This is a genomic window from Streptosporangium sp. NPDC048886 (genome assembly GCF_055586905.1).
Genome location: NZ_JBVJHH010000031.1, coordinates 35,904 through 55,331, shown reverse-complemented (window position 1 = coordinate 55,331; position 19,428 = coordinate 35,904). Strand labels below are relative to the sequence as shown.

Genomic DNA, 19,428 nt, shown 5'->3' with positions numbered 1-19,428 from the left:
CCGATTCCTGAGCCGGGCGAAAGGATACCCTTTGGTCAATCGCGACACAGAGGAGTCAGCACGGTGCAGTGGCCGACGTTCAATGTGAGACCGTACGTCTGCGGCGGCATCGGCCACCTCGACGAGGCCGCCCTGGAGACGCTGCGGGGGGCCGGGCCACGGGCGCGGCCCGCGCTGCGGACGCCCGAGGCCGCGCTGTTCAGCTCCTCCCCGCTGCCGCCCTACCACCGGGACGACCGGACCTGGGCGTTCGCCTGGGGAGAGCGCAGGCCCACCGAGACGGCGACGTGGATCAGCGTGGCCGAGCGGTACGAGACCCCCGGCCTGGTCGACGACGGCGACCGGATCACGCTGCACGCCGGCGGGCTCGGCCTGGTGGACGTCTACTACCTGCTCCAGGACGGGGCGGTCTACTTCTCCTCGCTGCTGGAGCCGCTGCTGGCCCTCGCCCGCACGCCGTACGAGATCAACTGGGACGCCTGGGCGGCGATCATCCAGCTGACCTTCCCACTCCGCGACGACACCCCGTACGTCCAGGTCAAGCGGCTGGCCGGAGCCGGCGCGCTGGTCTTCGACCGGACCTCGGGCCGGATCTCGACCGACCGGAGGCTGCCCCGGTGGCTGCGTGAGGAGCCGTTCGAGGCCGGCCGGACGGCCGGGGAGATCCTGGAGATCCTGCACGAGGTCTACAAGGAGTTCGACGGGCGGCCGCTGCTCGTGCCGGTCAGCGGCGGCTACGACTCGCGGCTGCTGTGCTCGGTCGCGGTGACGCGGGGCGCCGACGTGGAGTCGTGGACGACGAGTCCCGACGACGGCACCGACACCGACATCGCCTTCGCCCGCGCGATAACCCGCGAGCTGGGCGTACGGCACCGCGTGATCACCCAGGACGCCTCCGCCTACCCCGACGACGCGCTGGCCGCCGCCCGGCGGCTGGAGTTCCTCACCCCGCACCACGCCTGGTACACCCCGTTCGCCCGCGAGGTGCACCGGGCCGGCCGGACCCTGGTGGACGGGCTGGCCGGGGGCCCGCTGCTGAAGAACTTCATGGTCAGCGGGGCCGCCCTGGAGGCGTCCTCGCAGGCGGAGCGGAAGGCGGCGCTGCTCGGCTCCCTGGCGCTGGGCACCCCGTCGGTGCCGTTCCTGTCCGAGGAGGCGTCGGACTGGATCACCTCCTCGGTCAGGGCGGCCTTCGCCCAGTCGACCTCGATGCTCAACGGGCACCGGGCCGAGCTGCCGCTGTCGGTCCTGCACACCCGGACGGCCCGGGGCATCGCCCGCTCCCCGGTCAACCTGGTCGGTCCCGAGGTCTCGTTCGCGGCGCCGTTCACCCATCCCGACTTCTTCGACGCCGCGCTCTCGGTGGGCGTGGCCCGCAAGGACAAGGGGCGGTTCTACCGGGAGGTCCTGTACGCGGCCAACCCGCGTGTGGCCGCGCTGCCCTCCACCAACGTGGTCAAGCAGCCGCTCCAGCGGGTCCCGCTCCGCTCGGCCGCCGCGCCCGCGCGGGAGTACGGCCACCGGATGCTGGCGCGGGTCGCGGAGGCCGTGCCCTCGCTGCTGTCGGAGCGGCTGCACGGCGTGGTCGCCGAGGGCCCGGACGCCCTGGCGCGGTTCAACGGCTGGAACGACCGCTTCTGGGTGCGGAGCCTGGTCCTGTTCGGGGCCTGGCTGGGCGACTACGAGGACCGCCTGCCCTCCCTCACCCCCCCCTGGTCCTGACCGGCCTCGCCGTGCCTTTCTGCGCCTGGGGACCGTGCCGTCGCCAGGTGGGAGACGAGGCTTTTCTCTGACAACACGTGAGCGTGACGATACGCTTGCTAAGCGTGACCATGACATATGATGCTCATATGACCACCAAGCCGGTTACCGCAACGCTGGAAGCAGACCTTCTCGCCTATGTGCAGGAGCAGGTCAACCGGGGGCGCGCCAAGTCGGTGTCGGCTTACCTGAACGCGGCGCTGGAGCGGCAGATCACCATCGACCGCCGCGCCGACGCCGCGTGGAAGGCCGCGGTGGAGAGAGCGCAGCAGAACCCCGAAGAGGTCGAGAAGGCCAAGCGCCGCGCCCAGCGTCTGATCGAGATCCTCAATGGAGGATGACGTCCAGCAGGCCCTCGTCCTGGACGTGTCCGTGCTCACCGAGTGCGCGCGCGGCGACGTCGGGATCATCAACTTGATCCAGCGATTCGACGCGGACCGGAAGCCGTTGATCATTCCCGCCACGTCCGTCACCGGCGCGACGGTCGAGTTGGGCGGCAATCACGATCAACTGGCCGTCGTCAGCGGCCTGTGCCGCCTGGACTCCGTCATCATGCCGACCGTGAGCGACTTCAAGGACGGCGTCGAGGTCGGGCAGGTGCTGGTCGAGGTGGAGTCCTGTGTCACCTCATGGGACGCCCACGCCGTGACAGAGGCCCTGCTTCACCGCTGCCCCGTCCTGACAGCCGACTACGCACGGTGGAAGGACATCGTCCAGGACCTGTCCGGAGGGCTCACCGTCGTCGAGATCGCCGACCTGGGCGACTGACGGCAGGCTCGAAGCCTCGCACACCGCGCCGCCGGCCGGGTGGCCGTCTTTCAGCGACGACCCGGCCGGCCGGAAACCGCCATCGCATCACGGCCTCCTTGCACGGTGTCCGGGACTCACCTGGAGGCCCACGTCATGAGACTGCGGCCGCACGGCCCGGAACTGAGCGGCCCGCCGACACGGCGGCGGTCCATAGCGTATGGGCAGGTAGGCTCGGTGGGCGGGTCCGTGGTCCGGGGGAGGCGCCCCGGGTGACCTCCCGCCGCGGACGTCCGGTCGGCGGCGGTGGAGCGGAGCCGGGTGGCTCGCCGCAGTGTGCGCACCCCTCCCGTTCTCCGGACATAATCCCAGGTCACCGCAACCGTATGTGACGTGTTTCACGAAGTGGAACGGTAAGCGACAGCGCGATTACGAGTGCGCGGCGCGATACCCACCGGGATTCCGCGCCGCACATGCGAGACGGGATGTTCAGGGGCTACGACGCGCTCGAACGGCTGGTAGTGTTCGGCCCAGAAAGCGCCACAACGGACAGGACCGAATCACAAATTCGGCCTGCCCGAGGGCATGGAGCACGTGGGGATGACGGCTCCGGCCAGCGCGGTCACCAAACATCATCAGCCGGACTATCCGGTGACTTCGTCCTGCCCTTTCTCACCGTGAGCGAGAACACGATGAACCCATCCCCCTACCTGGAGCCTGTCGCCGAAGACTTCGTCTCGGCGGATCCACAGTGGTACAAGCGGGCGGTTTTCTATGAGGTGCTGGTCCGGGGGTTCAAGGACTCCAACGGGGACGGCACGGGAGACCTGCGCGGCCTGATCGAGAAGCTGGACTACGTCAAGTGGCTCGGCGTGGACTGTCTGTGGCTGCTGCCCCTGTACGAGTCGCCGCTGCGCGACGGCGGCTACGACATCTCCGACTACATGAAGATCCTCCCGGACTTCGGCGACCTCGGCGACTTCGTGCAGCTCATCGAGTCCGCTCACGAGCGCGGCCTGCGCATCATCACCGACCTGGTGATGAACCACACCAGCGACAAGCACCCGTGGTTCCAGGCCTCGCGGCACGACCCCGAGGGCCCCTACGGCGACTTCTACGTCTGGTCCGACGAGCCCACCGGCTACCCCGACGCGCCGATCATCTTCATCGGCGCCGAGGAGTCGAACTGGACCTACGACCCGGTCCGCAAGCAGTACTACTGGCACCGCTTCTTCCACCACCAGCCGGACCTGAACTACGACAACCCGGCGGTCCAGGAGGCCATGCTGGAGGTCCTGCGCTTCTGGCTGGACCTGGGCATCGACGGCTTCCGCCTGGACGCCGTGCCGTACCTCTTCGAGCGTGAGGGCACCAACTGCTCCGGCCTGCCCGAGACCCACGCCTACCTGAAGAAGGTCCGCGCCGAGGTCGACCGCCTCTACCCCGACCGGGTGCTGCTGGCCGAGGCCAACGGCTGGCCCGAGGACGTGGTGGAGTACTTCGGCGACCCGGCGGTGGGCGGCGACGAGTGCCACATGGCCTTCCACTTCCCGCTCATGCCGCGCATCTTCATGGCCGTGCGGCGGGGCAGCCGCGAGCCGATCTCCGAGATCATGTCCCGGACGCCGAAGCTCCCGGACAAGGCCCAGTGGGGCATCTTCCTGCGCAACCACGACGAGCTGACCCTGGAGACGGTCACCGAAGAGGAGCGCGACTACATGCACGCCGAGTACGCCAAGGACCCGCGCATGCGGGCCTACCTGGGCATCCGGCGCCGCCTGGCCCCGCTGCTGGAGAACGACCGCGACCAGATCGAGCTGTTCACCGCGCTGCTGCTGTCCCTGCCCGGCTCGCCGGTCATGTACTACGGCGACGAGATCGGCATGGGCGACAACATCTGGCTGGAGGACCGCGACGCGGTCCGCACGCCGATGCAGTGGAGCCCGGACCGCAACGCCGGCTTCTCCCAGGCCGACCCGGGCCGCCTCTACCTGCCGGCCGTCATGGACCCGATCTACGGCTTCCAGGCGGTCAACGTGGAGGCCCAGCAGAAGAACCCGGCGTCACTGCTGCACTTCACCAAGAAGATGCTGGAGATCCGCCGCAACCACCCGGTCTTCGGCACCGGCGTCTACAGCGAGCTGTGGTCCGGCAACCCGGCCGTGCTGTCCTTCATCCGCGAGGACGGCGACGACGTGATGCTGTGCGTCAACAACCTGTCGAAGTATCCCCAGCCGGTGGAGCTGGACCTGCGCCGCTTCGAGGGCATGACGCCGGTCGAGGCCCGGGGCGGCGTGCCGTTCCCGCAGATCGGCACCCTGCCCTACCTGCTGACCCTGCCGGGTCACGGGTTCTTCTGGTTCTCCATCAACACCCGCTGAGACCCGCGACGGCGCGGCACGGCCTGGCCGTGCCGCGCCGTTCCGCGTGCCCGCCGCTGCGCCCGACGGCGGCGGGATCCGGGCCGTCCGACGACTGTCCGGGCCCCTCCGTCCGACGACAGCGGGACCCGGGCCGCTACCTGACGGTCACCGGGACCTGGGCGCGTACGGCCTTGCGGGCCGGTATCAACGTCACCAGCAGGGCCGCCCCCACCGCCATCAGCACCGCCGACAGCAGCGTCAGGGCCGAGGGGGTGCGGCCGATGCCCGCGCCGACGCCGCTGGTGTGGCCCTGCAGGTCGATCAGGCCGGAGACCAGCGAGGCCCCGGCCGCGGTGCCGGCGACCACGCCCAGCACGACGAGCAGCCCGGTGCCGGTGACGAGGGTGGCGGCCACCTGCCTCGGGGTGAGCCCCATGGCCTTGAGCACCGCCAGGTCCAGCGCGTGGTCGCGCAGGCCGAGGGCGCTGGCGGTCAGCAGGTTGGCCAGGCCGAGCAGCGCCAGCACGACGATCAGCGCCACGATCACCATGCGGATGACCGCGAGCCGTTCGGCCGGGTTGACCACCCGCTGCACCTCAAGGCCCTCGTCCGAGGCGGCCAGCAGCCGGGCCCGGACCGCGGCCGGGTCGGCCCCGGGCTTGAGCACCAGGCTGTAGAACTGCGGGGGCACCGCGTCCTTGGCGGCCAGGCTGTCCAGCCCGAGGGAGAGCACCTCGCCGTCCTGGTCGGGCTCCACCACCCGGCCCACGATGTGCACGATCAGCGGCGTGCCGCCGACCGTCATCCGGACCCGGTCGCCGATCTTCACCCCCATCAGGTCGAGCAGCCCCTGCCCGGCGACGGCCTCGCCCCGGCCGGCGAACATCCGCCCCTCCACCACCGAGAAGGGGTAGGGCTGGGCGGAGGTGCCCACGGCGCGGGCCAGCACGCTCCGGGTCTGCTCCGGCTCCAGCGCGGACACCTCGCTGCCCGGGTAGACGGCCCGCACCTCCGGGTCGGCCCTGGCGATGCGCGCGGCGTCCTCGGCGGGGAGCTTGTCCGGGCGGACGATGAGCGCCGCCGCCTGGCCGACCTGTTCGGGATGGCGCAGGAAGTCGTCCAGCGTGGCCCAGCAGCCGAGGCCGATCGTGATCATCATCATCGGCACGGCGACGCCGACGATGCTCAGGAACGCCGGGACGCGCCGGGTGAAGGCGTCGCGGGTGCCCAGGACGAGGGCCGGCGGCAGCCGTACGAGAAGGGCGAGCCTGGCCATCCGCGACAGGTGGCCCCGCGGTGGCGCGGCCGGCGCCGCGGGGATCGGCGGGGTGCGGCAGCCGCGCCAGGCGGGCAGGGCGACCGCGACCAGGACCACCGCGGCGGTGCCGGCGACGATCGCCAGCAGCGGGATCGACGAGAGCGGCAGGATCGGCATGCCGGCCAGCGCGAACGAGGCGGCGATCTGGCCGCAGACCAGCCCGACGGCGATGCCGAGCAGGCCGAGCGCGCCGTGTTCGACCATGAGCAGGCCGAAGATCTGGCCGCGGGTGTAGCCGAGGGATTTAAGGGTGGCGATGTCGCGGGTCTGGGCGAGCACGCGGCCGCCCACCACATTGGCGATGGCCAGCGCCGCGGCGACCAGTCCGGTGATCCCGAACAGCGCCAGCAGCAGGCCCAGCAGCCGGTTGTCCAGCTCCATGGAGGCACGGACCTCGCGCCAGGTGGACATGCGCTGGATCTGCTCGGCCAGCAGGGTGACCGCGCCGTGCACGACCGGCAGCGTGTCCTCTCCGTCGGCCAGCCGCAGTCCGGTGACCGACTCGCTGCGGCCCAGCGCGGGCTCGATCCTGGCGAGGGTGGCGGTCGGCGTCCAGGCCAGGCCGGGGGTCGACTCGGGGTAGAAGCCCTGGTCGGCGGTGTCGGCCAGGCCGACCACGGTCAGGGGGTAAGAGGCGCCGCTGAGCGCGGTGACGGGGAAGGGACCGCCCACCCGCAGGTCGAGCGCCCTGGCGAAGGAGCGCTCGACGACGACGCCGTCGACGTCGCCGGAGCGCAGCCACCGCCCCTCACGGATCAGCGGCGTGGCCACGGAGGGCAGGGCCGCCTGCATCCCCCGCAGCGCCACGGGTGACTTCTTGCCGTCCAGCGTGAGCATGACGGGCGCCGTCCGGTACGGCCCGGCCACCTGGACCACGCCCTGCAGCCGGGACAGCGCGGCCACGTCCGGGGCGTCCTTGGTGTGGATCCACACATGCGCGCCCCGGGACTCGGCGAACAGCCCCCGCCACGGGTTGGTCCCGTCCTCCAGCAGCGTCGCCGAGGTGATCAGCGCCGTGACGATCCCGGCCACCGCGAGCACCGTGAGCAACGCCTGTCCCCGCCGGACCCGCAGGTCGGCCCGGATCCATCTGACCGAGGCCCTGAAGGTGCTCACGCCCGGGATCCCGGCCCCCGCTCCGGCCCCGCCACCGGGTGCGGGCGGGCGGCGGAGGCGGTGCTCACCCGGCGGGTGCCGGAGACGGCGCTCACCCGGCGGGCGGCGGGACAGGAGACGGTGCTCACCCGGCGGGTGCCGGGAGGAGAGGTGGTGCCCATCGACTATCCCCTCAGCTCGACGACGTCGCCCGCGGTGGCCCTGGGACGCCGGCGGCCCGCGCCGACGGCGCCGTCGTCGACGATCTCACCGTCGAGCAGGGAGACCACGCGGTCGGCCAGGCTGGCCACCCGGGCGTCGTGGGTGACGAGGATGATGGTCTGGCCGTCGCGGTGGACCTCGCTGAGGAGCCGGAGCACGTCGCGGGTGTTGCGGCTGTCGAGGTTGCCGGTGGGCTCGTCGGCCAGCAGCAGGCTCGGCCGGTTGGCCAGCGCGCGGGCCAGCGCCACCCGCTGCTGCTCGCCGCCGGCGAGCTGGGCGGGGGCGGCGTCGGCGCGGTCGCTCAGGCCGAGCTCCCCCAGCAGCTGCTCCCGGCGCTCCCGGGCCTCGCGCGGGGAGGCCCCGGACAGCAGCGCGGGCAGCTCGACGTTGTCGGCGACGGTCATGTTGGCGACCAGGTTGAAGAACTGGAAGACGAAGCCGATCCTCTGCCGGCGCAGCAGCGCCCAGGCGCTCTCGTTCAGCGTGTCGGCCCGCTTGCCGTCCAGCCAGATCTCGCCACTGGTCCGGGCGTCCAGGCCACCGATCATGTGCACCAGGGTGGACTTGCCCGACCCCGACGGCCCCATGATGGCCACGAACTGCCCCGCCTCGACCTTGAGGTCCACCCCCCGTACGGCGTGCACCGGGACGCCGCCGTTCTGATAGACCTTCACAAGGTTGACCGTGTTGACGATGGGGGGCGGGGGTGGGCTCACGACAGGTCCTCCTGACAGCGTTCGAGCCAGTCGAGGTCGGCCTGCAGGTGGAGCATGGCCCCCTCTATCAGCAGGAGCGCGACGCGATCCCCCCGCTCGGTCCGCTCAGCGAGTTCGTTGAGGTCGCGCATGAGCGCGAGGTAGTGGCGGCGCTGGCGGTTGATCAGCGTCATCCGGTCCGCGATGCCGGTCATCGGGGCCAGCACGAGCTTCATGAAGAACTCGTCCCGGACCCGCGGCCCCTCGGTGGGCTCGTCCACCCACACGTCGAGGGCATCGCGGCCCGCGGCGGTCAGATAGTACACCTTCTTGTTCGGGCGGTTGGACTGTTCGACGTCGACGACCCGTATCAGGCCGTCCTTCTCCAGCCGGCTGAGCGTGACGTAGATCTGCCCGATGTTCGGTGACGGATAGGCGCTGCCGAATATCTGCTCCAGCGCCTGTTTCAGCTCGTATCCGTGGGCAGGTTCTTTCGCGAGGAGCGCTAACAGCGACAGCCTCACGCCCCACCTCCTCGGAGTGCTCGTTACGTGAGCGTTATGTGTCTATCCGTTGACGTCCACATTAGCGCTGTGCATAACATGCATGCATCTACCTAACACGTATGTAACCGCTCCGAAACCTGGAGGCAACCCCATGCGCCGACTGCTCCCCGTCGCGCTCGCCGTGCTGGTGACGGCGGGATGCTCGGCGGCGGTGGCGCAGAAGACGGAGCGCTCCGGCGGCGGGAGCGGCCCCATCACCTTCGTGACGGGACGCGACACGACCGGTTACCTGCAGCCACTGCTCGACCGCTGGAACGAGGCCCATCCGGGGGAGCGGGTCACCCTGCTCGAACTCCCCGAGGCGGCCGACGAACAGCGCGCGCAGATGGTCGCCAACCTCCAGGCCAAGAGCGACCGCTACGACGTGCTCGGCCTCGACGTCGTCTGGACGGCGGAGTTCGCCGACGCCGGCTGGATCCTGCCGCTCGAACGCGGCATGTTCCCGCTGGACCGGTTCCTGCCGCCGGTCGTGGACACCGCGATCTACCAGGACAAGCTCTGGGCGGTGCCCTACACCAGCAACGCCGGGCTGCTCTACTACCGCAAGGACCTGCTCGCCAAGCAGGGCTTCAAGCCGCCCAAGACCTGGGCGGAGCTGCGCGAGCAGGCCCGCGCGCTGCACGACAAGTACGGCATCGGCGGTTACGCCGGCCAGTTCCTCGCCTACGAGGGACTGACCGTCAACTTCGCCGAGGCCGTGCAGTCGGCGGGCGGGCAGATCCTCAGCCAGGACGGCACGCAGGTGACCATGGACGCGGCCAAGGCGAAGACCGGCCTGGACTTCCTGGCCGGCGGCTTCCGGGAGGGATGGATCCCCCGGGAGTCGCTCTCCTTCAAGGAGGAGGAGTCGCGGCTGGCCTTCCAGGAGGGCCGGCTGGCCTTCGCCCGCAACTGGCCGCACGCCTACGGCCCGGCCACCACTTCGGCGGTCGCCGACAAGTTCGGGGTCACCCGGCTGCCCGGGCTGAACGGCCCGGGGTCCAGCTCGCTGGGCGGGGTCAACCTCGCGCTCAGCGCCTACTCCAAGCGGCAGAAGTCGGCGGTGGAGTTCATCCGCTACTTCACCGGCCTGGAGAACCAACGCCGGGTGCTCGCCGACGGCTCGTTCCCGCCCGTGTGGGCCGAGCTGTACGACGACCCCGGCCTGATCAAACGTTTCCCCTACCTGCCGGTCCTCAAGCAGAGCATCCTCTCTGCCCGACCCCGACCGGCGAGTGCCAACTACAACCAGGTGAGCCTGGTGATCGCCAGCGCGGTCTCCAACGCGCTCACCCCACCCTTCAAGGAGGCCGGCGACGATGTCGTCGCCTCCATGAGAGGCCAGCTCAACGAGATCATCCGGGCTCAGTGACCCGGGGGAGATCCCCCCGGGTGAGACCGTCATCCCCATCCAGGCTCCGGACCGGGAGTCATCCCCACTCCCGATCCCGGTCGAACGTCATCCCCATCCAGGCTCCGGACCGAGGGTCATCCCCACCCCCGGTCCGGGTCGAACGTCATCCCCATCCTCAGTCCGCATTGAGCTGTCACCCCCGCCCCGGGAGCGACCCGGGAGCCCTGACAGCACAGGAGGTCCGTTCAGCATGCGTAAATCCATCGCGACAGTGACGACGGCGGGACTCGCGCTCGCCCTCGCCGCGTGCAGCCAGAGCCCCGACACTGCCGCCTCCCCCGCCGCGAGCAGCAGCTCCTCCGCCGCCGCCCCCGCGGCCAAGACGCTTGAGGGCGTGACCATCGAGGTCGCCGCCAAGTGGACCGGCCCCGAGCAGACCAACTTCCAGGAAGTGCTCAAGGCCTTCGAGGCCAAGACCGGCGCCAAGGTCACCTACGCCTCCACCGGCGAGGACACCGGCGCCTACCTCGGCCCGCGCATCCAGGGCGGCAACCCGCCGGACATCGCGATCCTGCCCCAGCCGGGCCTGGTCAAGCAGTACGCCGACCAGAAGGCGCTCAAGCCGCTCTCCGCCGAGGTGCTCAAGCAGATCGACGACAACTACACCCCGTACTGGAAGGAGCTCGGCTCCGCCGACGGCCAGGCCTACGGCGTGCTGGTGAAGGCGGCCCACAAGTCGCTCATCTGGTACCGCGACCAGGCCTTCCAGGACGCCGGGGCGCAGCAGCCGGCCACCTGGGACGACCTCGTCAAGACCGCCCAGGCGGTCGCCGACTCCGGCACCCCGCCCTTCTCCCTGTGCGGCGCGTCCGGCTGGACCCTGACCGACCTGTTCGAGAACGTCTACCTGTCCAGCGCGGGCCCGGAGAACTACACCAAGCTCTCCAAGCACGAGATCCCGTGGACCGACGCCAGCGTGACCACCGCCCTGGAGAAGATCGGCCAGCTCGTCGGCAAGAAGGAGTTCCTGCTCGGCGGCCCCTCCGGCGCCCTGCAGACCGACTTCCCGACCTGCGTGACCCAGGTCTACGGCCAGGACAAGTCGGCGATGGTCATCGAGGCGGACTTCGTGGGCACCACGGCCGAGGAGTCCGGCGCGAAGCTGGGCGAGGAGGCCAAGTACTTCCCGTTCCCGAAGGCCGGTGACACCGAGCCGGTCGTGCTGGGCGGCGACATCGCGGTGGCGCTGAAGGACTCCAAGGGCGCGATGGCGCTGCTGGAGTTCCTCGCCTCCAAGGAGGGCGGCGAGGTCTGGGCCAAGCTCCCCGGCTACCTGTCTCCCAACCGCAACGTCTCGCCCGACAACTACCCGAGCGAGCTGACCAAGAAGCTCGCCCAGACGATCATCTCCGCGGGTGACGCCGTCCGCTACGACATGTCCGACCTGGCGCCCAGCGCCTTCGGCGGCACCGACGGCAAGGGCGAGTGGAAGCTCCTGCAGGACTTCGTCCGCGACCCGTCCAAGATCAAGGACATCCAGTCCAAGCTTGAGGACGAGGCCAAGAAGGCCTGGAAGTAAAGGGGAGAGGCCGTGACCGACCGGTTAGACGGCCCGCAGGATCCGCGTGGCGGCGGCGACGCCGCCCGCGGCTCCTCCTCCGGACCGAACGACACCCCCGGGGCTTCCCTCGATCTGAGCGACGCCCCGCCGACCCCGGCGGACGCCGACGCGCCGGCCGCCAAGCCGGAGATCGCGACGGCCGGACCGGCGGCCCCGGCCGCCTCCGGCGCCGCGACCACCTCGGGCGCCTCCTCACGGCTGGGACCGCCGCCGACGCTGGCGATCTGGTTCCTGCTGCCGGGAGCGATCCTGCTCGGCTCGATGGTGATCTACCCGATCATCTACTCGATCTTCCGTAGCTTCTACGACGCCACCGGCGACACCTTCGTCGGCGTGGACAACTACGCCACGATCTTCAGCGACTCCTCCACCCTGACCACGATCAGGAACAATCTGATCTGGGTCGTGGTGGCCCCCGCGCTGGTCACCGTGGTCGGCCTGATCTTCGCGGTGCTGACCGAGCGGATCCGCTGGGCGACCGCGTTCAAGCTGATCGTGTTCATGCCGATGGCCGTCTCCCTGATGGCCTCGGGCGTCATCTTCCGCCTGGTGTACGAGCAGGACCCCGACCGGGGCGTGGCCAACGCCGTGATCACCTCGGTCCAGGACGTCTTCGACTCCAACCCGGGCTACCCGGACGCGCGTCCCAGGGAGAACGACCAGGCGCCGGTCGCCGCCCAGCAGGGCGCGGTGGTGACCAAGCAGCCCGCCAAGCTCGGGCAGGCCGTGCTCATCCCGCTGGTGGGCGTCAAACCCGACACCCTCGCCTCGGCCTCGGCGGCCAAGGCCGTCCAGCCCGGCCCCGGCGAGCTGGCCGGAACCGTGTGGGTGGACTTCACCCAGGGCGGCGGCGGCGCGCTCAACCAGGTGGACGGCACCGAGAAGGCCCTGGCCGGAGTGACGGTCGAGGCGGTGCAGAACGGCGCCGTCAAGGGCACCGCCACCACCGAGGCCGACGGGACCTTCCGCTTCGCCGGGCTCGCGCCGGGCGACTACCTCGTACGGCTGCCGCAGTCGAACTTCGAGGCGGCCTTCAACGGGATCCCCTGGCTGGGCCCGACACTGATCACTCCGGCGATCATCGGCGCGTTCATCTGGGTGTGGGCCGGCTTCTCCATGGTGCTGATCGCGGCGGGGCTCTCGGCCATCCCGCGTGACGCGCTGGAGGCGGCCCGCATCGACGGCGCCACCGAATGGCAGGTGTTCCGCAAGATCACCGTTCCGCTGCTCTCCCCGGTGCTGCTGGTCGTGTTCGTCACAATGATCATCAATACCCTGAAGGTCTTCGACCTGGTCTTCGTCATCGCACCGGGATCGGTGCAGCCGCAGGCCAACGTGATCGCGCTGGAGATGTGGCGGGTCTCCTTCGGCGGCGGCGGCAACCAGGGGCTGGGCAGCGCGCTGGCCATCTTCCTGCTGATCCTCGTCCTGCCCTTCATGATTCTCAACATCCGCCGGTTCAGGAGGGACAACCAGTGACAACCTCCACTCTCGGCGCACCGCCCCGCAGCGCCCTCGGCCGGGTCGTGGACCGGGTCGGCGGTGGTGTGGTCCAGGCGGCGATGGTGCTGATCGGCGTGTTCTGGCTGGTCCCCACCCTCGGCCTGTTCGTGGTCTCGATCCGCGACGAGACGGCCAACAACTCCACCGGCTGGTGGACGGTGTTCACCAAGCCGGCCGAGCTGACCCTCAAGAGCTACGGGGACCTGCTGGCCACCGGGTTCACCGCGTCGTTCTGGAACACCGTGCTCATCACGGTGCCCACGACCGTCCTCGTGATCGGCATCGCGGCCATGGCGGCCTACGCGTTCGCCTGGATGGACTTCCCCGGCAGGGACGGGCTGTTCCTGGTGGTGGTCGGCCTGCTGGTGGTGCCGATCCAGATCGCGCTGATCCCGATCGCGCAGCTCTACGGCAAGATCGGGATCTTCGGCTCCATCGCCGGCGTGGTGCTCTTCCACGTCGCCTTCGGACTCCCCTTCGCCATCTTCCTGCTCCGCAACTTCTTCGCGGGCATCCCGGCCTCGCTGCTGGAGGCGGCGCGGATGGACGGCGCGGGCGAGTGGAGGATCTTCTCGACCGTGGTGTTCCCGCTGGCCAAGCCGGCGATCGCCTCGCTCGGCATCTTCCAGTTCCTCTGGGTCTGGAACGACCTGCTCGTCGCCCTGGTCTTCGCCAACACCGAGAACCAGCCGATGACCAAGGCCCTGCAGTCCCAGATGCGGCAGTTCGGCACCAACATCGACATCCTGGCGCCGGGCGCCTTCCTGTCCCTGATCATCCCGCTGGTGCTGTTCTTCGCCTTCCAGCGGTATTTCGTGCAGGGCATGATGGCCGGCTCGGTGAAATAAAGGGGCAGGTCCGGTACGGCTTGCACAGATTTCGGATGCGAGCCGTACCGGACCTCAAACGCCGATAGGGTTTTCGGCATGTCCGCACGCCCTTTGAACGAAGTCGTGGAAGCCGGGTGGGCCACGGCCCTGGAGCCCGTCGCCGAGCAGGTCGCCGCCATGGGCGACTTCCTCCGGAAGGAGGTCGCCGAAGGCCGGCAGTACCTCCCCTCGGGACCCAACGTGCTCCGCGCTTTCCAGCAGCCCTTTGACCAGGTCAAGGTGCTGATCGTCGGTCAGGACCCCTACCCCACGCCGGGTCACCCGATCGGCCTGAGCTTCTCGGTCGCCGCCGACGTGCGGCCCATCCCGGGGAGCCTGCGCAACATCTACAAGGAGCTCACCGAGGACCTCGGGCTGCCCATGCCGAGCAACGGCGACCTGACCCCGTGGGCCGAGCACGGTGTGCTGCTGCTCAACAGGGTGCTCACCGTCATGCCGGGCAAGCCCGCCTCGCACCGGGGCAAGGGCTGGGAAGAGGTCACCGAGCAGGCCATCAAGGCGCTCGCCGCGCGTGACAAGCCGATGGTCGCGATCCTGTGGGGCCGCGACGCCCGCAACCTGCGCCCGATGCTCGGCGACGTCCCGGCCATCGAGTCGGCCCACCCGAGCCCCCTGTCGGCCCGGAGCGGTTTCTTCGGCTCCCGCCCGTTCAGCCGCGCCAACGAGCTCCTCGCGCAGCAGGGCGCGTCGCCGGTGGAGTGGAAGCTCCCCTAGTCCGACCTCACTCCGTGAGGGCACTAGGATCTCCACCATGAGTGATGAATCGGGCACCGAACGCTATCTCCGGCTGACGGTTGAGCTGACTGTGGAAGTGCAGGACATCGGCGCACTGCAGGCCGCCGCACTGAAGGAGATCAACCACCCTGAGGCCGATCTGGACGACGACGAGCGCAGGGAGCAGGCGGAGATGGTCTCCGCCGACGACAGCGGCGCCACGGCGCTGCAGTGGCTCATCGAGCCGGACCACGTCCTGGGTCTGATCGAGCACGTCGAGCAGATCGAGCCCCGCGAGGCCGTGCTGGGCGTGGAGCCCTCCGAGGGCCCCTCGGAGGAGGACGACGAGCACGACCACGACCACGACCACTGAGGTCAGTCGTTGACCACGGAGCCGTCCCCGAAGGCCCAGAGTTGACCTTCCAGGTCCAGAGCCTGGTAGACCCTGGGTCCCTCGGGGGTGGCCTCGATCTCCACCACGATCTCCGCGCCCCTGGCGCTGGCCTGCTCGTAGTGGGCCTCCAGGTCCTCCACCACGACGAACACCCCTTGACTGACCGCCGGCAGGTCCAGGGCGCTGCGCAGGTACGGCTCGCTGTCACGGACCGAGGCCAGCATGACCACGGCCTCGCCCAGCACGAGCCGGGCGTGTCCGATACCGCCCTTCGGGCCGGGGACCGTCAGCGCCGGCCGGAAGCCGAAGACCTTGCCCAGCCACTCGATGGCGGCCGGGGCATCCTGGTATCGAAGGAACGGAACCACACGAGGGGCTGACATGCTGTCCTCCATCGAGACGACGGGATGCCTTCAGCCCTGAGCTTGCCACCGTTGGCCGGTCCCGTCAGCCCACTGGACTGATCTTCTTGTCAGCCGGTGAGAACGTCCTCACGGCGGGCGACAAGGGAGTCGCGCAGGCGCGTCAGCTCGCCGCAGCGGGCGGCCAGGTCGTTGACCGTGCCGTTCACCCACTGGGCGACCTCGCCGACGGCCTGACCGGTGCGGGCGATCCGCTGGTGCTTGATCGCGTCGGTGATGATGTTGTCGAAGAACATGTCGACGAACCAGCGGGTGTCCACCTTCGGGAGCTGGGGGTTGGCGTGCACCCCGACGTCGGCGAGCTCGCGGGAGAAGGCGTCCAGAGCCCGCTGGGCGTGCCAGGCCGCCTCGTCGGCGTTGCGCATGTGGCCGTGCTCCAGCATGTCCGCGAAGCCGCCGCCGCTCAGCATGTCCCAGGTGGAGGCGCCACGGGCGTTGCCGAGGGAGCGCAGGACCTGACCGACCGCCTGGGCGGCGGCGACCCCGGCGTGATGGGCCTCCTCGTGCTCGCGGAGGTCGGCGTGGGTGTCGGCGAGCCGCTGGCCGAGCTCGGTGAGCTCGCGCCCCCGGGGGTCGGCCGTCTCGACCAGCACCCGCTCCTTGCGTTCGAGCAGCGCGGCGAACTCCTCCCGGGAGCGGGCGACCTCGGCCAGGCCGTTCTCCACGGCCGCGCGGTCGCTCCGGAGCCATTCGAGACGGTTCCGCTGCCCGTCCAGGCGCTGCCGCAGGGCCTGCGCCTCGGCCTGCTCCTTGGCGAGCTTCTCCTCCTTGGAACCGGTCAGGCCGGACAGGAACGCGCTGAAACCGCCGCCCTCCAGCTTGGAGACGTCGCGCTCCTCCTCGGCGAGCTGGGTCTCCAGATCGCCGATGAGCTGCCCGACCTCGTCGAGCTGCACGGCCACCGCCTGGCGCTGCCTGGTCAGCTGTTCCAGCCGTCGCACCCGGTCGCGGGCGGCGCGCAGGTCGTCATCGATGCTGTCAAAGGAGGTCACATATTTGCGACGTCTGAAGCGGTCAAATCGTTCCGTCCGGTATGCGGTGGACCCCGCCGGCGCGTGACGGGCGCCACGGCCGCCGGCGGAGCCTGCCGCCCTCCCCCGGGACAGGGGAGGGCCGTGTCAGTCCATCGGGACCAGCGGGGCGGGATAGCCCCTGATCCTCGTGGGCATCCGCCATGGCTCGTAGATCAGCTTCGTCGGCACGCCGTCCAGCTCGGGCAGGTAACGCCGGATGTATTCGCCCTCCGGGTCGAACCGCCTGGCCTGCCGTACGGGATTGACGACCCGGTTGGGCCGGGTGTCGTTGCCGGTCCCGGCCACCCACTGCCAGTTGCCGTAGTTGTTGGACACCTCACCGTCGAGCAACAGGTCGAAGAAGTGCCCGGCCCCCACCCGCCAGTCCACCCGGAGCCGTCTGACCAGGAACGACGCGGTCACCATACGGGCCCGGTTGTGCATCCACCCCTCGGCGAGCAGCTGCCGCATGCCCGCGTCGACGATCGGCACCCCGGTCCTGCCCTCCTTCCACGCCTGCGCCGCGTCCTCGTCGTCGTGCCACCGCTGCCCCCGCGGCCGGTAGTCGTCGCGGTTGATCCGCGGGAAGGCCCGTGTCACCTGGTGGAAGAAGTCGCGCCAGCACAGCTGCCTGACGAAGTCGTCGCCGTTGACCGCCAGCGACTCCAGCTCCAGCGGCGACAGGCAGCCGGCGCGCAGGTAGGGGCTGAGCCTGGAGGTGCGGTTCCCGGCGAGGTCGTCGTGGCCCGCGGCGTAGTCCTCCACGCAGTACTTCAGCCACTGCCTCATCCGCGTGCGCGCCACCGTCTCGCCCCCCGGGAACAGCAGCCCGTTCGGCCCGTGTCCGGCGACCGGCAGCGGACCGCCCTCCAGCCCCTCGGGGACGGGCACCTTGTTGGGGGGCTTCAGCACCTCCCGGCGCCGCTGCCCGCTCCAGACCCGCCAGTAGGGCGTGAAGACCCGGTAGTGGTCGCCGCCGCCGGAGGGCCTGAGCGCGTCCGGCGGCACGACCGTCACACCGGGGAAGGTGCGCAGGCCCATCCGGTGCCGCCGGCACTCCTCGGCGAGCCGCCGCTCCCTGCGCTGCGCGAGCGCGCTGACGTCCGCGCTGAGGTAGACCGCCTGGGCCGGGAGCTCGCACGCGAGCCGGACCGTCTCCACCACCGGATCGCCCTGGCGGACCACGAGGTCGCCGCCCCGCTGGCGGAGCGATCCGCGCAGGTCGGCGAGGCACTCGGCGAGGAAGGACGCCCGGTGGCCGGCGGGCATGCGGGAGTCGGCCACGAACAGGGGCACCACGCGGCAGGCGTCCGCGCACGCGGCGGCCAGCGCCGGGTGGTCGTGCACCCGGAGATCGCGGTTGAACAGCACAATGACGGTATCCATCACCTGATGCTTCGCGGCCGCCCCACCGGCGGTTGCATCCGCCGGCCTCCGCCGGCCGAAAGGACGTTCAGGGGGATGAAGCACCCGCGCCGCCTGGCAGGCTGGTGATGCGACCGTGGGCATGGGGTGAGACGGGTATGGACGAGCAGGGTCAGGAGACCGCCGAGGAGGGTCCGGGCTACGGCATAGGGGCCGTAGCCCGGCGGCTCGGCGTGCCCGCTCCCACACTGCGCACCTGGAACCTGCGCTACGGGATCGGCCCGAGCCGCCGCAGCCCGGGCGGCCACCGCCGCTACGACGCCGGCGACCTGCGGCGCCTTGAGGAGATGAACCGGCTGATCAGAGCCGGGGTCCCGGCCGCCGACGCGGCGCGGATGGTGCTGCGGACCGCGTCCGCCCCGGCGGAGGCTCAGCCCCGGGGCGGGCCGGCGTCCGCCGTTCCCGGCGGTCCGGCCCGGCCCGCACCCCCGGAGACCGCGCCCGTCGCCGCCTCCGGGCAGCTCCCACCCGCCGCGCCAGCCCCCACGGGCGGGCGGCTCCCGGAGACCGCGCCGGCCCCCACGGGCGGGCGGCCCCCGTCCGCTGCGGCGGGCCTCACCCACCCGCGGCTCCCGGACGCCGCGCCATGGGTGCGGCCCTCGATACCGACCGCGGCGATGCTGGCGCGGGCGGCGACCGCCCTGGACAGCCGGACCGTGTCCGGCTGGATCGGCGCGGCGCTGGACAGGCACGGGATCATGTGGACCTGGGAGAACCTGGTGCTCCCGGTCTTCGGGACGATCTGCAGGCGCCAGGCGGAGACCGGCGCGAGCGTCGAGATCGAGCACCTGTTCTCCGACCGGCTGCTGGCCGCGCTGATCCCGCTCGTCGAACGCCCGAGCCGTCCGGTCAACGGGCGGCCGGTGCTGCTGGCCTGCGCCGAGGACGAGCAGCACAGCCTGCCGATCTACGCCCTGGCCGCCGTGCTGACCACCGACCACCACGTGGAGACGCGGGTGCTCGGGGCGCGGACCCCCTACCAGGCGCTGGCCGACGCGATGCGCCGCCTCGGCCCGGCGGCGGTCTTCGTCTGGTCCCAGTTACGCGAGACCGGTGACCCGGCGCCGCTGGCCTCGCTCCCCCCGCTCCGCCCGGCGAGCCGCGTCATCGTCGGCGGCCCGGGCTGGGGGGGCGGGCTCCCGCCGTCGATCCCGCACGTCACCTCCTTCCGTGAGGCCCTCACCCGGATCAGCGCCGCGCTGCACTGACCATTCCGGCTCCGGAGCCCCCGAGTCTCCCGCTCCGGAGCAGCGCCGACTCCCTGCCCCGGAGGCGCGCCGGTCCGGTCACCCAGGGTTGCGATCACCACGACGGAGGAGTATGAATAAGTTTTGAATAGGTTTTCT

Annotated in this window: 18 protein-coding genes; 11 read left to right on the top strand and 7 right to left on the bottom strand. The window is 70.8% G+C overall.

Annotated features, from left to right (window positions below; genetic code table 11):
* Positions 1-63 precede the first annotated feature (63 nt).
* From ACZ6R6_RS32580 to treS, 4 genes are all read left to right on the top strand, one after another.
* Positions 64-1,722, top strand: coding sequence for an asparagine synthetase B family protein (locus ACZ6R6_RS32580; RefSeq protein ID WP_470099850.1), 1,659 nt, complete (start codon positions 64-66; stop codon positions 1,720-1,722).
* 128 nt (positions 1,723-1,850) lie between these two features.
* Positions 1,851-2,102, top strand: a complete 252-nt coding sequence (locus ACZ6R6_RS32575; RefSeq protein WP_306858593.1) for a hypothetical protein — start codon at positions 1,851-1,853, stop codon at positions 2,100-2,102.
* Positions 2,092-2,529: a hypothetical protein gene (locus ACZ6R6_RS32570; protein ID WP_470099848.1), complete on the top strand. Its 438-nt coding sequence runs from the start codon at positions 2,092-2,094 to the stop codon at positions 2,527-2,529. The genes ACZ6R6_RS32575 and ACZ6R6_RS32570 overlap by 11 nt, the downstream gene beginning before the upstream one ends.
* A 671-nt stretch (positions 2,530-3,200) precedes the next feature.
* Positions 3,201-4,889: a maltose alpha-D-glucosyltransferase gene (gene treS / locus ACZ6R6_RS32565; RefSeq protein ID WP_470099964.1), complete on the top strand. Its 1,689-nt coding sequence runs from the start codon at positions 3,201-3,203 to the stop codon at positions 4,887-4,889.
* Between the two features lie 136 nt (positions 4,890-5,025).
* On the opposite strand, the gene ACZ6R6_RS32560 is transcribed toward treS, so the two are convergent.
* The 4 genes from ACZ6R6_RS32560 to ACZ6R6_RS32545 are packed head-to-tail and all read right to left on the bottom strand — an operon-like array spanning position 5,026 to position 8,725.
* Positions 5,026-7,305: an ABC transporter permease gene (locus ACZ6R6_RS32560; RefSeq protein WP_470099846.1), complete on the bottom strand. Its 2,280-nt coding sequence runs from the start codon at positions 7,303-7,305 to the stop codon at positions 5,026-5,028.
* Positions 7,302-7,466, bottom strand: a complete 165-nt coding sequence (locus ACZ6R6_RS32555) for a hypothetical protein (protein ID WP_470099844.1) — start codon at positions 7,464-7,466, stop codon at positions 7,302-7,304. Before ACZ6R6_RS32555 ends, ACZ6R6_RS32560 begins: the two co-directional genes overlap by 4 nt.
* 3 nt (positions 7,467-7,469) lie before the next feature.
* Positions 7,470-8,222 carry an ABC transporter ATP-binding protein gene (locus ACZ6R6_RS32550; protein WP_470099842.1) on the bottom strand — a complete coding sequence of 251 codons (753 nt, stop codon included), beginning with the start codon at positions 8,220-8,222 and terminating at the stop codon, positions 7,470-7,472.
* Entirely contained in the window at positions 8,219-8,725 is a 507-nt protein-coding gene (locus ACZ6R6_RS32545) for a PadR family transcriptional regulator (RefSeq protein ID WP_470099840.1), read from the bottom strand. The genes ACZ6R6_RS32550 and ACZ6R6_RS32545 overlap by 4 nt, the downstream gene beginning before the upstream one ends.
* Before the next feature lie 133 nt (positions 8,726-8,858).
* On the opposite strand from ACZ6R6_RS32545, the gene ACZ6R6_RS32540 reads away from it, so the two are divergent.
* From ACZ6R6_RS32540 to ACZ6R6_RS32515, 6 genes are all read left to right on the top strand, one after another.
* Positions 8,859-10,118 (top strand): ABC transporter substrate-binding protein, encoded by a 1,260-nt coding sequence (locus tag ACZ6R6_RS32540; protein ID WP_470099838.1) that lies wholly within the window; start codon positions 8,859-8,861, stop codon positions 10,116-10,118.
* A gap of 232 nt (positions 10,119-10,350) precedes the next feature.
* Positions 10,351-11,679, top strand: coding sequence for an ABC transporter substrate-binding protein (locus ACZ6R6_RS32535; protein ID WP_470099836.1), 1,329 nt, complete (start codon positions 10,351-10,353; stop codon positions 11,677-11,679).
* A gap of 12 nt (positions 11,680-11,691) precedes the next feature.
* Complete coding sequence (locus ACZ6R6_RS32530; RefSeq protein WP_470099834.1) at positions 11,692-13,200, top strand: ABC transporter permease; 1,509 nt, start codon at positions 11,692-11,694, stop codon at positions 13,198-13,200.
* On the top strand, positions 13,197-14,072 hold the full coding sequence (locus tag ACZ6R6_RS32525) for a carbohydrate ABC transporter permease (RefSeq protein WP_451930181.1): 876 nt from the start codon (positions 13,197-13,199) through the stop codon (positions 14,070-14,072). The genes ACZ6R6_RS32530 and ACZ6R6_RS32525 overlap by 4 nt, the downstream gene beginning before the upstream one ends.
* A gap of 78 nt (positions 14,073-14,150) precedes the next feature.
* Positions 14,151-14,828 carry a uracil-DNA glycosylase gene (locus ACZ6R6_RS32520; RefSeq protein ID WP_470099832.1) on the top strand — a complete coding sequence of 226 codons (678 nt, stop codon included), beginning with the start codon at positions 14,151-14,153 and terminating at the stop codon, positions 14,826-14,828.
* A 37-nt stretch (positions 14,829-14,865) separates the two neighbouring features.
* On the top strand, positions 14,866-15,201 hold the full coding sequence (locus ACZ6R6_RS32515) for a hypothetical protein (RefSeq protein ID WP_451930182.1): 336 nt from the start codon (positions 14,866-14,868) through the stop codon (positions 15,199-15,201).
* A 2-nt stretch (positions 15,202-15,203) separates the two neighbouring features.
* Here ACZ6R6_RS32515 and ACZ6R6_RS32510 read toward each other — a convergent pair whose 3' ends face one another.
* From ACZ6R6_RS32510 to ACZ6R6_RS32500, 3 genes are all read right to left on the bottom strand, one after another.
* A complete protein-coding gene (locus tag ACZ6R6_RS32510; protein WP_470099830.1) occupies positions 15,204-15,605 on the bottom strand; it encodes a VOC family protein in 402 nt (133 codons plus the stop codon).
* 89 nt (positions 15,606-15,694) lie between these two features.
* Positions 15,695-16,636, bottom strand: a complete 942-nt coding sequence (locus ACZ6R6_RS32505) for a hypothetical protein (RefSeq protein WP_470099828.1) — start codon at positions 16,634-16,636, stop codon at positions 15,695-15,697.
* A gap of 126 nt (positions 16,637-16,762) precedes the next feature.
* Positions 16,763-18,043 (bottom strand): cryptochrome/photolyase family protein, encoded by a 1,281-nt coding sequence (locus ACZ6R6_RS32500; protein WP_470099826.1) that lies wholly within the window; start codon positions 18,041-18,043, stop codon positions 16,763-16,765.
* Positions 18,044-18,180: 137 nt separating this feature from the next.
* Between ACZ6R6_RS32500 and ACZ6R6_RS32495 the strand changes: the two genes are divergently transcribed.
* The gene (locus ACZ6R6_RS32495; RefSeq protein ID WP_470099824.1) at positions 18,181-19,290 is read left to right on the top strand and encodes a MerR family transcriptional regulator; all 1,110 of its coding nucleotides are present in this window, start codon (positions 18,181-18,183) and stop codon (positions 19,288-19,290) included.
* Positions 19,291-19,428 lie beyond the last annotated feature (138 nt).

Excerpts from the sequence above, each read along its gene's own strand:
- ACZ6R6_RS32520 (WP_470099832.1), top strand. The coding sequence starts at position 14,151 with ATGTCCGCACGCCCTTTGAACGAAGTCGTGGAAGCCGGGTGGGCCACG.
- ACZ6R6_RS32500 (WP_470099826.1), bottom strand. The coding sequence starts at position 18,043 with ATGGATACCGTCATTGTGCTGTTCAACCGCGATCTCCGGGTGCACGAC.
- ACZ6R6_RS32570 (WP_470099848.1), top strand. The coding sequence starts at position 2,092 with ATGGAGGATGACGTCCAGCAGGCCCTCGTCCTGGACGTGTCCGTGCTC.
- ACZ6R6_RS32495 (WP_470099824.1), top strand. The coding sequence starts at position 18,181 with ATGGACGAGCAGGGTCAGGAGACCGCCGAGGAGGGTCCGGGCTACGGC.
- ACZ6R6_RS32555 (WP_470099844.1), bottom strand. The coding sequence starts at position 7,466 with ATGGGCACCACCTCTCCTCCCGGCACCCGCCGGGTGAGCACCGTCTCC.
- ACZ6R6_RS32575 (WP_306858593.1), top strand. The coding sequence starts at position 1,851 with ATGACCACCAAGCCGGTTACCGCAACGCTGGAAGCAGACCTTCTCGCC.
- treS (WP_470099964.1), top strand. The coding sequence starts at position 3,201 with ATGAACCCATCCCCCTACCTGGAGCCTGTCGCCGAAGACTTCGTCTCG.
- ACZ6R6_RS32540 (WP_470099838.1), top strand. The coding sequence starts at position 8,859 with ATGCGCCGACTGCTCCCCGTCGCGCTCGCCGTGCTGGTGACGGCGGGA.
- ACZ6R6_RS32515 (WP_451930182.1), top strand. The coding sequence starts at position 14,866 with ATGAGTGATGAATCGGGCACCGAACGCTATCTCCGGCTGACGGTTGAG.
- ACZ6R6_RS32510 (WP_470099830.1), bottom strand. The coding sequence starts at position 15,605 with ATGTCAGCCCCTCGTGTGGTTCCGTTCCTTCGATACCAGGATGCCCCG.
- ACZ6R6_RS32535 (WP_470099836.1), top strand. The coding sequence starts at position 10,351 with ATGCGTAAATCCATCGCGACAGTGACGACGGCGGGACTCGCGCTCGCC.